We start from the raw sequence: 16,562 nt of genomic DNA on the forward strand, positions 1-16,562 counted from the left end.
TAATATAAGATGCATTAACTATGCCTTTATATTTTTTATAGTCGTGATCCGATTATATCATCGTGTCTTTTTATATGCAATAAAAAAGAACCTGAAAGCTATTCAGGTTCTTTTTTTGTGTTTCCCGCTATTATTTGTTATTCAAAGACCATGGTTCGAACCGAACTACAACCCATAGACTTCAAACTCATAAATTCGTGCTGCTGTATCGGCTCCTTGTGTGGGCTTAAGAGTTATTAATTTTACATAGCGAGCTTTCACCAATGCAATCGCGTCGGTCGACTCAGCTGCCGAGTTTCCTTGCACGTTTACAACATCCGTCCAGTTCGTTCCGTCGTTACTCACCTGAATGGTATAATCGCTTGTATTAAACCCGGACCATTCTCCTCCACTCTGAGCATGCTTGATGATAAAAGTGCTGATTTGATGCTCGGCTCCTAGATCGACTTGTAGCCAATGAGGCAGATTTCCAAGTGCACACCATTTGCTATTATCCGTCACTTTACCGTCAACTGCGTTTGGTGCGCCTTCTTTGTCTCCACATGCATGATCGGCTGTTGCAGGTTTTCCAAGTGCTAAATTCCTCACCGCACCAGCTTCCTTACTCACTGTAATGAGCGCCTTTTTCATAATTGTGTCTTGGCCCGAACTGTTGGTTGCAGTTAGTGACACGTTATATATGCCCTCCTGATTGAACGTTACAACCGGGTTCTTCGATGTGCTGACAGCTGGGCTTCCGCTTTCGAAGCTCCATGACCATTCTTCTGTCACTTCGGTCGACAGGTCGGTGAAGTTTACGCTTTCACCTGGAGTTACCAAGGTCCGATCAGCCTTGAACTCTGCAATCGGCTTCGGATAAGCTGGCCAGCTGATCTTCACGCTGGAGGCCTGACCTTGCTCGTATCTCCCATTGATTGCAACGACCTTTAATGCTGTGAGCGTTTCTTTGTCTATTCTTCTCATCTCAGGAACGTAAAACACATGATTTGGCGTTGCGCCCAATAATACCTCACTGCCATCAGGAAGTACTCGATAGATTTCGTATTGCTTCATCTGCTGGTCAAGTGGTTTCCACTCTAATCTAGCATCTCCATAAATTCCATCGCGGAAATCGGATTGGGTAACCTTCAGATCGCGAACCGCTGGTAGCGTTTTGATCGGGTCGTTGGCATTTTGGATGGAGAGCTGGCCAATTTGAATACTATAATTATTAATCGTATCCTTGGAATCAAAATAAAGTGACAATGCTACGATTCGTTTCCCTTTGTATGGGGTCAAATTCAAAGTTTCGGTAGTCCAGTCTGGTGCTGTCTTATCCTTCACGTTAAGAAAGATAAATTGATCTGGTTGGTCTGCAAAAGCAAGACCTACCTTCATGCTAGGCTTGTTCAGTGTTTTATAAGTAACCGATAGCTTTGTGCTTGCTTCGATTTTAAGGTCTGTCTTGTAGAGCTTCAGATGCGTTGCATTGTTATGGCTCAGATCACCTGAAATCTTCATTGAACTGCCACCGTAATACGCATCAGACCAATCGAGCTCTGGAGTAAGTGAAGTTCCTTTGCTGTCTGCGATCCAGCGCCATGTTGGCAGGATATCCTGCAGGCTCCGGTTATTCCATCCCTTATCTCGTACCTGCTGCCCTCGGACATAATATTTCTGCCCGCTTCCTGTATTGAAATTGGTGATGAAAGGTAGCTTATTTACAGGGGATGATTCTACCACATTGTTCGCGATTCCTTTCCATGCCTGATCGCTCACGGTGTTACCCGGATTCCCGTTTGGCCCCACCCAGAATTTGTTCTCGCGTGCGAAGAAATCCTCCATGCTTTCTGCGCTGTTGAAAGCCCAGTCTGGACGGTAGATACCAAGGGAAGTGACGGCAGGTTGACCATCCGGAAACAGCAGATTCCAGTTCACATTCGTATCGTAGCCCTTGGCTTCAACATCTATCCCTGCATACAGGTCATACGGACTTCTATCTAAACTTTTGGCCTTCTCTGCCGAGCTTTTAAGATCTTTCCACCAGAAGTTCAGGAACATATTGTCTGTTATTTTCTTATTATTGTCTTGCAGGAACATTGCATTCTTGTCATTTAGCGCATTTTGCCAACTGATACTGCCCTCCTTGGTCATGGAGTCGTACCATACGATTTGCATAGATGCAGATTTGTGCGATTCTAGATAACTTAGGAAAGCTTTCATTTTCTGGGCATCAGCTGGTGTTCCACCCTCAGTCTCCTGGTTAATAAACCAACCGTCAAATCCGTAATACTTCGCAACCTGGATCAGCTTATCTGCGGCAGGAAAGGAACCGTCGCTGTTCTGCTGAAGAATTTGCTTCACCCATTCAAATTTCCCTCCATAAACAGTTGGCGGGAAGAACACCGTTCCGACGATCGGTACGCCATTTTTATGTGCTGCGTCGATCGTATCAGCGCTTGGTGGTACGATAATTCCTTCCCCGGCAGATCCGCCCCAATAGACCAGCTTGTCAACATATTGCCAATAAGTAAACGTATTAGCTCCAAATTTGTCTGATCCCTGTGATGGCACACCACTTGTTCCCGAGTTCAGTGCTGATAAAGCCATAACTTTTGGCGCTTTTGTCGCATGAGCATTGACTCCATCTGTCACAAAGCGGTCTTGCAGCGGAATTGTACTTCGGTTGAATACCGCATCCGGGTCGGATGCAGGACTCCACTGAAGCAATTGCTCTGGAAACCAGTAGGATGAATAAGGCTGTTTAGCGAACGCAGTAGTGGATAATGCTACGAACATCACAAATAAGAATATAAAACCTGCACCAATCTTTTTCATGCCGTACTCCTCCAATCGATTATTTTATGATTGCGCTTACATTTTATCAAGTTGGACAAAGCTCTAGATAGTGGATTAATGACAAGTCCAGGTGCAAATATTACAGATTGTAAGTCTGAAGCTAGTATCAGACAGCACTCCATAAATAAAAGAGCCCTCATTTAAACAAATGGGGGCTCTCAATCTTTTTATGTCATTTAGAATCAATACTGGACTTGTTTGGGATTTCAAGTTATGTATCCTGACGTTAAGCATTCAGATTTAAAAGAAATTGCCGTGTGTTCTGATAAGCATCGTTCCATCCCATTTTAGCATAGAAGCGTAGTCCGTCGAGCCCCTTGAAATAATAAGCTCCCATTAGCCGTTCTTTAAAATAAGGTATCTTTATGCTGGCTTTCTCTTGATTGATTTGATATGTCTTAATGACATCACTCCACGGCATATGCCGATCGAGAATCGCAAGGTCTATGAGAGAATCACCGTACATGCAATTCCCATCGATGATGCCGGTAATTCGTGTTCCATCGGATAAAATATTCCACTGTTGAAAATCTCCGTGTATAAAGCTTCTGTACGATTCATTATAGGGTACGTAGTCCATCAACCGACCGTATATTTCTTCATATACATCTCTCTCCAAGCGAGAAGTACGGAAGAGATCATGCCAGTTCTCCCAGAATGTTCCCCTTTGATCCTCTGCATTTACAGCAACGACGAAGTCTTTCCATGATACATAGGATCCGTTGCCGTCAGCAGCGATCCACCCATAGCCGTTAGTTGACCCAATATCTGCTTCAGCCATTTTTTTCAAAATACTAATAATCTCAGGCAACTGATGAGTTTGTTCCTCTGCTGTGAAATCAGATAGATTCCGTCCTTCCATGCGTTCCATAATTAAATAGGTTAACTGGTTAACTCTCCCTAACGCCAAACATTTGGGGAAAGGGATGCTTTGACCTGAGAGCAAATGGGATACATAGTGTTCCGTTTCATATGCTCCTTCCAGATCACTGAATTTCACAACATACCCCTTCCCTTCGTGGTTGAATGAAAACACATTACTTATGTTGCCGCCAGAAAGCGGTTTAATCTCAGTTGAACCAGGCCCAAGATGATTTTCTAATACTTTTTCAATTTCACTTATGGCCAATTTCGGTTTCTCATACATCACCATTGCTTCAACTCCTATAAATCGAATAGTCTCAGATCTGTATCCTTTGAGGACTACTTCAAAATTTTCTTAGCCTTTCGTTTCCTAATACGATCAATTTACGTACAGCTTACCAGATAGTATTGATAAACTGGATAGTAAAAACAATTATAATTGAATTATCCGCAACTGAGCATTATTGAACAGAGGGGACATTTTTAGGGGACCAACTAGTTAAGTATTAGACTTAATTATATTTCTGAAAAATCATCCTATGGGTGTTCCATTAGGCAGTTTCATATCTGGCTTCAAAAGAATTACATCACCCTTTTCAGGTACACCTCCAAGGACTAATACCTCTGACTTAAAGCCTGCAATTCGTCGAGGAGGAAAATTGACTACCGCAATTACTTGTTCTCCGGTAATATTTTCAGCCACATATCTTCTAGTAATTTGTGCACTAGATTTCTTTATTCCGATCTCATCTCCAAAATCAATCTCAAGCTTGATCGCAGGAACTTTTGCTTCGGCGAAGAATTCAGATTTAATTATTGTTCCAACACGAATATCCAGTTTCAAAAAATCATCAATAATAGCCATATAGCATTCTCCCTTTAAATGATATTTTCTTAATTTATTTGCTTATCTACTTTGATTCTGATATTTAACAGTAGTGTAATTGAAGGCTTTTACCCAGAAATACATCCCCATGCCGAGTAGAGTCATCATCCCTCCTATAAATTGAAAGCTAGTGATTGTTTCTCCCAAGAATAGATAAGCTAGTATTATGGCGAGAACAGGCTCACCAATAATCCCTACAGAAATAGTAGTTGCACCTAAAGATTTCAATAACATATTAATAATAGATTGTCCCAAAATAGTTGGGATTAATGCGAGTAAAAAGAAATAGATCCAGTCCGAAGAGTTATAATCTATCAAAGAGAAATCGTTTGACAAATTGTAGATTAACAAGACGCTCCCGCCAAGGAAAAAAACAATAACACTGTATAAACTTGCTCCTATTTTATGACTTACTTTTTGTCCTGCCAGCATATACGCTGATACAAAAACGGTTCCTAATAATGATAAGCCATCTCCTATTAACGCCACTCTAGAAACTCCAAAGTCTCCCCAAGCAATAACAATTGAACCCAGAAGAGCAATCACTAAACAAAGAATGTTTACCACATTTACCCGTTCTCTGAAGATGAAGTATGAACCAATCATTACAAATAAAGGCTGCAATGATAATATCACCATAGAGCTTGCAACTGAAGTATAAACTAAAGACTCCATCCAAAATAAGAAGTGTAATCCAAGAAAGAGACCCGCTAAGAAAACAATACTCCAGTCTTTTTTACTCATCTCCAGACAGCGAAGCTTTTTCCATGATACAAAAGGAAGCAATAAAATTACAGAAGCAAACAATCTATACATGCCTGCTACAGAGGTGGGAGTATTTGAAAATTTTATCATGATGGAAGAGATCGAAATAGATAAAATACTAATAAAAAGCAAAATGTACGGATATGACGGTTTATTTGATTTCACATATAATCCTCCAAAATGTTCTATCTACTTCCTGTGCACAGAGTGATAAAATCAAGATTGGATATAATAATATCATCATCATTGTTTAAATTGTGTCATTATATCGTTGTATTATATATAAATATCATCATTTTAGAAGGGACGTCATTAGATGTCAAAACTGCTGCACGAGAACATTCTTTTTCCTGATGCTTCATTTCCATACATTATGTACACAGCTAACTCTCGGAAAATTATCCCTGAAGGACGAGGATTTAATGACTTACATTGGCACGAAGAACTTCAGATCACTTTGGTTACTCAAGGTAAACTAGTTATACAAGTGAATGGTATTGATTATGAATTGAAAAATGGCCAAGCCATTTTCATCAATAAAGGTGCCCTTCATGTTACGACGCACCTGACTCCTGACGGTCAGTATGTGAGTTTCAATTTTCCTGAAAAGCTGTTGGTCTTTTATGCAGATAGTGCTATGGAAAAAAATTATGTATCACCTTATACGAACTCTTCCTTACTGTCTCTAGTAATTAAAGGAGATGCTGAATGGCAAAGAGATGTACTAAACATGCTTTTGGAGCTGAAGAATAGATTTGATATGCCAAAGAAATGGGGATGGGAATATGAGGTTTCTATCAGAACCGTACAACTCTGGTTAACCTTGATATCTAATATTTCTCTCTCCTTTGAGGACACAGCTAAATACGTAAAAAGGCAGCAAGAACGACTTCAACTCATGCTTTCTTTCATCCATCAGCACTACGCAACTAATATAACTTTGCAAGATATTTCTGATGCTGCTCATTTAAGTGTTTCAGAATGTACCCGTAGTTTCAAAAAGACCCTTCATATCACACCGTATGAATATTTAATAAAGTACCGGATTAAGAAAAGTATGGAGCTATTAATTTCAACTGATTATACAGTAACTGAAATTGCCCATAGAGTTGGTTTTAATCATGTTAACAACTTCATTCAGTCCTTTAAAAAACATCAAACAAGAACACCTAAAGATTTCCGGAAATTAAGAAATGAAATCAAAATCCAAGATACTTTGCCAATAGATACTCCTGGACGGGGGCCGGAATTGTTTTAAACTATATAAAAAAAGTGGCAGTCACGAAGGCTTTTTTGCCCTGTTTGACTACCACTCACTGTTTAATATCCCATATCCTTTAATATTTTGGATAACGTGCTCAGACGCTCACCGATCATTTCATCGTCATCGCTAAGAGCTTGATTAAATAGCTTAATATCTTCATTAATTCGCTCATTATCTGTACATACCGCTACAGTCATCGCATCCCCTTGCAAGCCAACTCTGTCGATGACGGGCTGCTCCGGGTCATATAAATTCTCATATCGATACGCTTCGCGGAAATGTTCTAACGACCGGCAAATTAGAATGGACAAATCAAGCACGCGATGAAGAGGCAGTTCCTCTGATTGTCTGGACCATTTTTCCCCGGTATATCTCCATACCTTAGCAGAAATATCGACCTTTCCTCGATCATTCCACTGCGCCAATCCTAAGGAAAGACCTTTCGCATCTGTGTTTCCAGCCATTCGGCCGTCAACCTTCTCATAATTCTCCGATACGACAACAGGCTTATGTTTTAAAGTTGTAGGTATTTTCATGTTTTTTTTCTTCCTTCCAGTTACTATTTTACTAATTTACTAAACGACGGTTTCATCTTATCTTGGATTTCATCGTTAGTCAATTCGTGGTTTGTTATAACCTTTATCTCCGTAGGGCTGTAACTTCTCTAACCATGGCTTTAAGATTTTCTTCCGTTCCCAGCGCATATCAGTTACCTTATCTATCTCCTTCTGTTCTAGTACCTCATAGGTAAACGCATCCGCACCGAATTCTTTCCAATCCTTCTGGAGCTGGGCATTTGCAAATCTCCCTGAATCCAACTGCATTTGCAGAGTAAGCCATTTGTTTTTCAAATTAGGATAGCTGTCGATAAATATTTTGCCGTTGATTTGGTTTTTGATTTGAGCAACACCCATATAAATCTTAATTTGTTTGTACTCCTCGATCAGCTCTTTGCGTTTATTCATATCCATATCTTTCTCTCCTTATCGTAGATAATAAATTCATGGAAATTGTAGTTGGATTTTCATTTTCCCAGCGATTTCAGCTCCACTTTACTTCTTTTCTTAACCACAATAGGAAGCAGAAAAAGCGCACCAATAATCACAAATACACCACTCGCCATAAATACGCCCATCAAGGAGAACGTATCCTTTAGGTAGCCGGAAATGAACATGCCAACCACCATCATTCCCATAAAAATAGGCATGATTGCTCCTGAAACTCGGCCAATAAAGGCCCCTTCGGTATTTCGCACAAGAAGTGTCTGAATCCCTCCTTGAATGCAAGGGTAAAACAAACCACTGATCACCAAGAAAATAATCGTCAGCCAAATTTGCTTAGAAGCTCCCATTCCAACCGTACAGACGGCATTGACGAGTAAGCCTATCAAAAGCAATACCTGTGGCCTTACTTTTTTGGCTATCCCGATTATTGCAGCTCCGCCTACTAACATGGCTGCCCCACTAGCCATCACAAGCCACTGAAGAAATTGTTTGTCCTTACCTAAATTTTCGATGACAAGAAAAATCTGAAGCGGCTGAGTTAGTCCTGATGCCAATCCCACCGCCGAGAAAGTTAAACTAAGTGTTCGTAAGGGTTTACTCGATCCGATGTAACGCAAGCCAACCGTTAACTCTTTGATGAAGCCGCTGGCTTTACCTGACTTCGGTTCTTCTTCATCCCGAGGAAGGGAAGACAATATAAGCGAAGAGCCCAGAAACATAACGGCTGTCAGGATCAGAGATACGTGAATTCCAAACTTAATAAAAATAAACGTACCGATAACAGGTCCCAAAACCATAAAGACAGCGACAAGGGTTTGGGACATCGCCATAACGCCTTGCAGCTGTTCAGCTTGCACATGTCTCTTGTACAGTTTCATCGCCGAAGGCTGAGAAAATTGAGATAAGCTGGCAGATACAAAAGATCCGATAAGAAGCGCAATCCATCCGCCATTCATGACCGCAATCAGCACCACCCCAACGGACAAGCCAGATAACAAATCGCTCCATACCATGGTTCTCTTCGGCCGCCATCGGTCGGCAAAGGTCCCACCAATAAGACCAAAAAGAAAGATCGGTGCAAATTCGGCAACCGATATCAGAGATACATCTACCGGATTATTATTCGTCAATTCAGATACATAAAGAAGGACGGCATAATTCCGGATCCATATTCCGAGCTGCAATAACACACGGGAGAGGATAATTGTTCGAACATAACGATTAGAAAACATTTTAATTCCCCATATCCTTTACTATTTTTTGCACCTTCTCAAAACTCTCCAACATGACAACAGGATTATGTTTAAACGTTGTTGATATTTTCATTGCACCACTCCTATTTACTAATTTACTAATTTACTAATTTACTAAATCACTGCTTCATTTTATACAGGATAGTGTCGTTCGTCAAGCCGTTTTCAGTCTCGATATTCCACAATCCTTTTTTTAAAGGTGTTAATTGATTCTGTAAACAAATAAAAAAGTGGAGCAACTGCCGTAGCATTTGCTCCACTTTTTTACGTTTATCTAATATCAAAAAATTCTTTAGCGTATTCGACAACGCCATGGACATCTGAGAGACCGTCATCTATAAGCTCAACGGCCATAAAATTATCGTCTGAAACTTCGAAAGGTGCATCTATACCAAATTGACTAGCTTTTTTATAACCAAACTTCGGATAATACTTATCATGACCCAAAACGACAGAGCCTTTATATCCAAGCTGTGTTGCGATTTTGTGGCCTTCAGTAATGAGTAGCTTCCCTATGCCCTTGCTTTGCATTTCTGGTAGTACTGCAACAGGTGCAAGCGCAACCAGAGTATGATCACCCACTAGAATTTCTGTAAAAAGGATATGACCGACGATCTTATTCTCATATTCAGCTACAAGAGATAACTCCGGAATAATCTTTGTTGAGCTCCTTAGTCTATTTACCAAATTGTGCTCATCATGATCTGAATGTTCCGCATTTTCAAATGATTTTTGGACTACATGGTAGACTTCGTTAATATCTTGAGCTTTTTCTTGTCTAATGATAATGTTCATTAAATTAACCTCCTGATCATGGATTTGAGCTCATTGCTTTCTATTCTGGGTCTTGGATAACCGTTAATCGTTACCAGAATCATAGCTCGTCCCAATTGTTCCGATGTAATGACACTGTTTAACTTCTTTAGCATGGGATAAAGTGGCTTCATCACATCATAAAAAATCTGATACACTTTTGTTTTGGATTGTATCCCATATAGGGGTAGAATTACACCTGGTCTGAACATATAAGCGTCCTTAAAAGGTAGCTTCAACAGATCGTTTTCTGTCTTCCCTTTCACTCTTGCCCACATAGAGCGTCCTTTTTCCGAACTATCCGTCCCACTTCCAGAAACATATACAAAGGTCATTTGAGGGTTCAATCTTGCTAATGTTGTTCCGGCGGATAGCGCGATATCATATGTTACTCTTTTATATTCCTCTTCCTTCATACCAGCAGAGGAAACCCCAAGGCAGAAAAAGCATGCATCATAACCTGTGATTTCATGTTCTATACTTGATAATTCAGCTACATTGGATAGTTGAATTTGTCTTAGTTTTGTATGTTGATGCTCTGTCTTTTTACGCCCAATCGTAAGTATTTCTTGAACTCTATCATCCATCAAACATTCACGCAACGCGCTTTGACCAACCATACCTGTAGCTCCAAAAATAATGACCTTCATATCATTGACTCTCCAATCTAAGAGATGATTCTATTTCCAATATTAACAGGCATTTCCGAAGCCAACAATCTTTTGGCGTAATCATGGCTTGTAACAATGTGCTTGCTTCTTGATCCTTTATAATCATGTAACAACAGAAGGATTCCCAATTTCCGCTTCACCTAATATAAAGTCCTAGAAAGCTATACTATAAATCTATTAAAGTTTGACCTTGTTTAGGATCAGTGAGACGAGCATATTCTATCCAGATTGATAATAGTATGAAAGAAATGAAACCCACTCCAAGCCCTTCAACTGAACTATGATGCCCTAACCCCAGCTTGGCCTGGGAGGAATAAGTGAAACGATTAACGGAGGTGTTTTTTATATGCAATGTATTTTGTGTGGCCCTGCTCCAGCTATTACCGTATTCCATGAGTATCATTCGTTTACGTTGATGCGGTGTAGCAACTGTGGTCTTATCTTTAGAGCGAATATTGCGGAGGTTGATACAACCGGCTTAATCGCAGATATTTATAATACAGAATGGATTGCAATGCGTGAAAAATATGCTCAAGCTACCTATTCTGATCATGCTCTGTTTAATTTAATGCTGCTGGAAATGTTCAGTCCAGAAAAAGGAGCATTGCTAGAGTTTGGTTCTGGAACAGGTGAATTTTTACATGCTGCTGAAAATGGCGGCTGGAGAGCGGTTGGCATTGAACCCTCACAATTGTCACGAGCCTATGCCAAATATAAATACGGTGTGGATCTGGTTAAAGATGAATGGAAACGCACCCAAGACGATGACTCGGCTGAAAATCCTGATCTTCCTCGTTATGATGCGGTAGTGTTCTGGCATGTGCTTGAGCATATTTCCGATCCATTTTCATTTTTGAAGGATATTCGTAATCTTTTGACAACGCAAGGGAAAATTTATTTCAGTATTCCCAACAGCCATTCTTTAACCAACGAAGTCTACGGACCTGAATCACCGTTATTTATTGAACCCGATCACCTGTATCATTACACGGACGCTAATGTGCGTGAATTACTCAATCAGGCTGGATTTGATATCAATTCGATATTCACGCGGCAACTGGTCTCCGTTTCGGATGTATTGATCGATGCACATCCTCACTATGGGCCGAATACTCCATTTGTTGAACGAATGGCTCTTTTGGCCAGATGGCAAGGTGAACGTCGCGGACATGAGATATGTTGTGTGGCCAGCGTGAAGGAATAATATTTTATACTTGCAAGAAAAAAAGCTGGAGCCAAATACACTTGGCTCCAGCTCTTTTGTGATGATTACAATCCCACAATTCTATAAATCAAAGCAGCAGCCTCCGCACGGGTGGTCAGATTCAGTGGTCTGAAGGTTCCGTCGGAATAACCATTGATTATCCCTGACTGCTGCAGGTACTCAACTGCTTCCCTGGCATAAGCTCCGATTTGCTTCTGATCAGCAAATACTACCGTTTTGCTGGAGTAATCCGGCTGAAGAGCAGCTAAACTCCGAGCGCGAAACAAAATAACAGCCATTTCTTGGCGAGTAATCGGTTCTTTTGCGCCAAATAAGCCTTCGCTGCGTCCGTTAACAATCTTTAGCGCCTGAGCTGTTGAGACAGCTTGGTAATACCAAGCGTCTGGACTCACATCTTCGAAAGTACTGCTACTATCGGCCTGAAGGTCTAGCGCTGATACTAGCAGTTGAACAAACTCTGCTCTGGTGATTTGGCGGGCAGGCTCATATTTGCCATCGCCTGTGCCGTGAACCAAATCACGAGATGCCAACGCTTCTAGGATAGCAGCGAAGTCCGAATTGACATCAGAGAAGTGTATATCTCCATTCGCTGCAGCGTATAATCCGAAGTTCCGTGTTGTGAAGGTGATGCTCTCTGTACCTGAAACGTATTTGGAGTTCTTGACCACTTCCGCCAGCCCCTCGCGGGTAATAGAATAGACGATGGCTTGATTCGGCGCTTCACTTGGATTCAATTTATATCCAAACGATATCTTCATTGCCGCAGATTGACTTAATGTTTCTATTTGCTTTCCATCTACCATCAAGGAGATCCGGTACACGGCATGCGTTTTCCATTTCTCTTTTAATGCAACAGAAAGGGTTGAAGGATCAACAAAATGAATGGACAGCTCCAACTGCTTGGAACCCTCCGGAATATTGCTACCCATCTTGTCAATTGGGAACGTTACGGTGGTTTCACCTGCTTTTATTGTAAGAGAGATAACATTATCTTTCAGTTCGGTAACGGGCAATTGAAAGGTTACTCCCTTAGCTGTGGCATCTAATTTAGTAAGCTCAAGTGCCAATGCACCATCTTGCACACCCTTCATTGCTTTTTGAATTTCTCCAGTAGGAAGCTGTGCAAGGCGCATTCCTTCAGCATCAGGTGAAGCCTGAATCTGAATACGGCCGGCTGAGATTATATTCACTGGATTAACTATTTTCCCTTCATTGTTACTATTGTTACCGCCATTATTGCTGCCGGACGAACTGCCAGGCGTTTCTGTTCCCCCGCGGTCTTCACTCCGTACCACTTTCAAAGTGTAGGTCTTTGTTGTTGTTCCATTTGCGGCGGTAACTTTGATGCTAACACTATTTTCTCCTACTTTTAGTTCACTTCCGCCAGTTACTGTTAATTTGGCTTTCGGATCTAAAGGTATCCCTGTTACAGTCACGGCTGTTTTAGAAAAGGGTACATTTATTGTATAGGTGAGTGTGTTCCGGTCAAACTCGGGAACTTCTGAACCCTCTATACTCAAAAGGCTTAAATCAGCATTATCAATCGGTTGTGTCTCCTCCTCATCTTCGACATTCATAAACTGGAAGGTGCGGAAGAGTGTCGCATCTTTCGCAGCGCCAATGCCTGATCCCCACTCAATATACCCTTTTCGGCCCGCACCATCATTATCGTTAACCAACATCGAGAAGCTCAAGATATTGCCTAATGCTGCCCGAATTGGACTTACTTCACTCCAAGGTAGTGCCAGTGCATATGAGGTAATCTTAGTCGCTTCATCTCGGGTTACACTTAGAGTTCCTTTGGTCAACACTCCAGTAGCAGCACCTTTCATGGACAGCCAGCGGTATATTTGCGGCCCCTCCGGCGTCTGTGAAATTCCGTATTCATACCAGGATTGGCTATCGCCCGGTACACCGGGAGCAAGGCTGAATTGAATACTGTCATTTTGCCAAATATTAATCCCGGATGCATTATGGCTGAATACATCATCACGGATATCGGCGGTCAAATAAATGTTATCCGCGTCCCAGCGTAATTGCGCTGTTCCGCTAAGATCATCCGCACCGTTATACCCGCTCAACAAAGGGGTTCCGTCTGCAAGATCAATCAGCGCGGGAATTCCTGTGTCTGACTGATGCTTCATCCGGTTAATATCTATGTTTTGCTTGAGGTGAACTGTCTCATAGCCTTCAAGGTCAACGGTCAACTCAAGAGGATATTTGACACCTTCAGAGAATCCCGGCAAGGGTATTGGATAAGTAAATTTGTTATTCGGAGCGATTTCGGCTAGTTGCGACTCGCTACCGCTGAGTTGGCCACTTCCTTCCCCTATTTTCCAGGAAATTTTGTTAATTTTCAGAGGGTCTACTCCAGAACTGTTTGTTAACTGAAGTTGAAGGGATATGCCTCCGTTTCTACCATCTGTAATATGAGGAGCAATTTTTAAGCCTTGAAAATATAATCGCAGATCATCTACAGGTGCTTCAGGCAGTGTGGCAGGATCAAGTCCGGGTCCATTATAGGCTCCGATATTCGGTGGATTTTCTGCTGAAACAGCATTTCCCCAATAGTCCCGACCGCCATTATCTGCAATAATAGCACCAGCACCAAGTGCAGGAGAACCTTCTCTCAGTTTGTAACCGTCCACTGTATTCCAGCCAATTCCACCGCTGCCCTGAGCAACCAAGAGCGGATTCGCTGTGACGGAATTCGTATTTTCCGGCTCGCTTACTGGATGATTTCCATACAACAGGTTGTGGTCGAAGCTGCCATTTTCCCCGGGCAGATTATAACCTCCCTGTCCAAGGTTGTAGACCAGATTGTTCCTGAACGTATAGGGAGCGTTGATATTTCCCGCGTCGTCCCATTCATGGTCGATTATTTTGGTGTTTTGCCCAGTGCCGATATAGATCGTATTGTTATAGATTTGCGTATCCGGCGTAACCCCGCCTGCAAAATTAAACGTATGCGTCAGATCATTCTGGCTGATGTTGTATCTGACTACATTGTTAGAGGAGCCGATAAGCACTCCTGGAGTTAAACGGGCATCGACAAAAAGCATGAATCCGCCCTTATTGCCATGGCTGTAATTATATTGAACTACACTGTCCATAGTATCGATATCCAGATTGAAGCCCTGTCCATCTCCCTCTGGTTTATTTGTGTTAAAGGACTCATTAAACTGCACGATATTATTCTTGCCCCGGGTCGGCCAGATTGCGGCTGAGCCGTTAAACTCGCCTTCTTCGGAGTAGTTCCCACCTTCTTCTGCTATGTTATGCTCAATTAACGCTCCGTCCGCACCGAAGGTGAGGATGCCGTCGCTGTCTGCTTGTTTGACATAATTTCCGCGGATCGTAACATTGACCGTAGCATAGTCGGCTCCGTTGAAACGCTGATCCCATACCACAATTCCTGTCCGTCCAATTCGTTCGACCGTGTTGCCTTCGATCCATACCCCATCAAATTTGTCCGTGCCCGTCGTTCCACCCACATATACGGAGATTCCACCGAACGCATGTGGACCCCCTTCTGCACCGGAAACTGTCGGATAACGGAAGCTGCTTGATACATCATGTATATAGTTATCCTGGATGCGGATATTTCTTAAAGTTCCTCCGTTTGCGTTCTCCACCATTATGCCTTCCCGGTAAATGGTTCCTCTCTCGGAAGCATAGTTAGTGACCTCCAGATCCCGGATGCTCCAGTTTGAGGCGTTGCGCAGGTATACAGCTGCTCCGGCCATGCCTCCACCATTGATAGTCGGTTTACTTCCGCTGCCATAGGCAGTGATTGTTATCGGTTTATCGTCTGTTCCGCTACCCTTAGGATATAATTGTTCGTTCCAGATCCCACCCTTCTTTAACAAAATTCGGTCTCCAGCCTCAAAGGTAGTCTGGTTAACTACAGAGAAGGACTTCCAGGCAGTCTCCGGTGTTTTTCCATCATTGTTGTCGCTGCCCGCAAATGAATCGACGTAATAATCACCGTCTCCACCGCTGTTCCCTCCATCTCCAGGCAAGCGGTTGGACAAGGAGACCGATCCTAGCTGCATCAGCCAAGGTGCGGAATCGCCGCTGAGCTCGATTTTCAAATAATGAATGCCGGAAGGAATCCCTTGTGCTGGGGTATAATTCGTCCCGGTCCAAGCTGCATCTCCTGTGGATTGTGGAGCTTCATGTATTGCTGAAATCTCTGTCCAGGTGGATGCATCCGCCGATCCATAGAACTTGATGCTTCCACTAGACCCGGCAAAGGAATGCAGACGGACGATGAAATGCTGCAAATTATGCAAATGGTACACAAGTGATTCTGCCGAATCTGCTGTTCTCACTGCACGAGAATGATCTCCACCAAAAAAAATGGGATTGCTTGTATCTAAAGACCAATTTGTACTAAATGCATAGAGCTGTGAAACGTCATCAAGCTCATCGTTAATCGTTTGAGGTGCAAGTGATACATTGGTGAGCGTAAGGTGTCCGAGCTGCATCAGCCAGCTGTCGAGGTCGCCGCTGATCTCGATTTTGAGATAATTGATATCATTCGGAAGTGCACCGGCGGGCGTGTATACTGTTCCATACCAACCAGAACCGGTTGCTGTGGGACTGTCATTAATGACTGGAAGCTCCGTCCACGCTGTCGCATCGCCCGATCCGTAGAACTTGATTACGGCTGTTGAGCCAGAGAAATAATAGACCTGAAGCGTAAACGACTGAATTCCTGTTAATGAATAAACGGCATAACCGGTATCCGTGGATGTCCTGACCAACCGCGTAGCATCTCCGCCGAAGAATTGAGGATTGCTGCTGTCAATCAACCAATTCTCCGAACGCAGCTCCGCTGCTGGCAAAGCAGAGAAATCATCGGCATACGTCTCTTCAGCATGGGCAGAAGCACCCATTACAGGGAACACTGTCGTGAAGATCAGCATTATCATTAGCAGTGATTTTGCGAGTTTTTTTAACATTGTTGTAGGATT

General features: G+C 42.4%; 12 protein-coding genes. 2 read left to right on the plus strand and 10 right to left on the minus strand.

Going from position 1 to position 16,562, the window contains the following annotated elements:
* Nucleotides 1–165: 165 nt before the first annotated feature.
* From NSQ29_RS11755 to NSQ29_RS11770, 4 genes are all read right to left on the minus strand, one after another.
* Nucleotides 166–2,817: an endo-beta-N-acetylglucosaminidase gene (locus NSQ29_RS11755; protein ID WP_341125119.1), complete on the minus strand. Its 2,652-nt coding sequence runs from the start codon at nt 2,815–2,817 to the stop codon at nt 166–168.
* Nucleotides 2,818–3,064: 247 nt separating this feature from the next.
* The gene (locus tag NSQ29_RS11760; protein ID WP_341125120.1) at nt 3,065–3,991 is read right to left on the minus strand and encodes an aminoglycoside phosphotransferase family protein; all 927 of its coding nucleotides are present in this window, start codon (nt 3,989–3,991) and stop codon (nt 3,065–3,067) included.
* Between the two features lie 243 nt (nt 3,992–4,234).
* Nucleotides 4,235–4,567, minus strand: coding sequence for a chaperone CsaA (gene csaA, locus NSQ29_RS11765; protein ID WP_341125121.1), 333 nt, complete (start codon nt 4,565–4,567; stop codon nt 4,235–4,237).
* Nucleotides 4,568–4,609: 42 nt separating this feature from the next.
* Entirely contained in the window at nt 4,610–5,518 is a 909-nt protein-coding gene (locus tag NSQ29_RS11770) for a DMT family transporter (protein ID WP_341125122.1), read from the minus strand.
* A 151-nt stretch (nt 5,519–5,669) separates the two neighbouring features.
* Here NSQ29_RS11770 and NSQ29_RS11775 point away from each other — a divergent pair, with 151 nt between their 5' ends.
* Nucleotides 5,670–6,611, plus strand: a complete 942-nt coding sequence (locus tag NSQ29_RS11775; RefSeq protein ID WP_042188375.1) for an AraC family transcriptional regulator — start codon at nt 5,670–5,672, stop codon at nt 6,609–6,611.
* Between the two features lie 62 nt (nt 6,612–6,673).
* Here NSQ29_RS11775 and NSQ29_RS11780 read toward each other — a convergent pair whose 3' ends face one another.
* The 5 genes from NSQ29_RS11780 to NSQ29_RS11800 form a co-directional block, all read right to left on the minus strand.
* Complete coding sequence (locus NSQ29_RS11780) at nt 6,674–7,153, minus strand: DUF6530 family protein (RefSeq protein WP_042188373.1); 480 nt, start codon at nt 7,151–7,153, stop codon at nt 6,674–6,676.
* A gap of 75 nt (nt 7,154–7,228) precedes the next feature.
* Complete coding sequence (locus tag NSQ29_RS11785) at nt 7,229–7,588, minus strand: GIY-YIG nuclease family protein (protein WP_042188371.1); 360 nt, start codon at nt 7,586–7,588, stop codon at nt 7,229–7,231.
* Between the two features lie 53 nt (nt 7,589–7,641).
* Nucleotides 7,642–8,853: an MFS transporter gene (locus NSQ29_RS11790; RefSeq protein WP_341125123.1), complete on the minus strand. Its 1,212-nt coding sequence runs from the start codon at nt 8,851–8,853 to the stop codon at nt 7,642–7,644.
* A 291-nt stretch (nt 8,854–9,144) separates the two neighbouring features.
* Entirely contained in the window at nt 9,145–9,669 is a 525-nt protein-coding gene (locus tag NSQ29_RS11795; protein WP_341125124.1) for a GNAT family N-acetyltransferase, read from the minus strand.
* Nucleotides 9,669–10,337, minus strand: a complete 669-nt coding sequence (locus NSQ29_RS11800) for an NAD-dependent epimerase/dehydratase family protein (RefSeq protein ID WP_339795773.1) — start codon at nt 10,335–10,337, stop codon at nt 9,669–9,671. The genes NSQ29_RS11795 and NSQ29_RS11800 overlap by 1 nt, the downstream gene beginning before the upstream one ends.
* Before the next feature lie 367 nt (nt 10,338–10,704).
* Here NSQ29_RS11800 and NSQ29_RS11805 point away from each other — a divergent pair, with 367 nt between their 5' ends.
* Nucleotides 10,705–11,562: a class I SAM-dependent methyltransferase gene (locus NSQ29_RS11805; protein ID WP_341125125.1), complete on the plus strand. Its 858-nt coding sequence runs from the start codon at nt 10,705–10,707 to the stop codon at nt 11,560–11,562.
* A 65-nt stretch (nt 11,563–11,627) separates the two neighbouring features.
* Here NSQ29_RS11805 and NSQ29_RS11810 read toward each other — a convergent pair whose 3' ends face one another.
* The gene (locus NSQ29_RS11810; protein ID WP_341125126.1) at nt 11,628–16,550 is read right to left on the minus strand and encodes an S-layer homology domain-containing protein; all 4,923 of its coding nucleotides are present in this window, start codon (nt 16,548–16,550) and stop codon (nt 11,628–11,630) included.
* Between the last annotated feature and the right edge of the window lie 12 nt (nt 16,551–16,562).

Source organism: Paenibacillus sp. FSL F4-0236 (assembly GCF_038000135.1).
In the GTDB taxonomy this organism is placed as follows: Bacteria; Bacillota; Bacilli; order Paenibacillales; family Paenibacillaceae; genus Paenibacillus_AQ.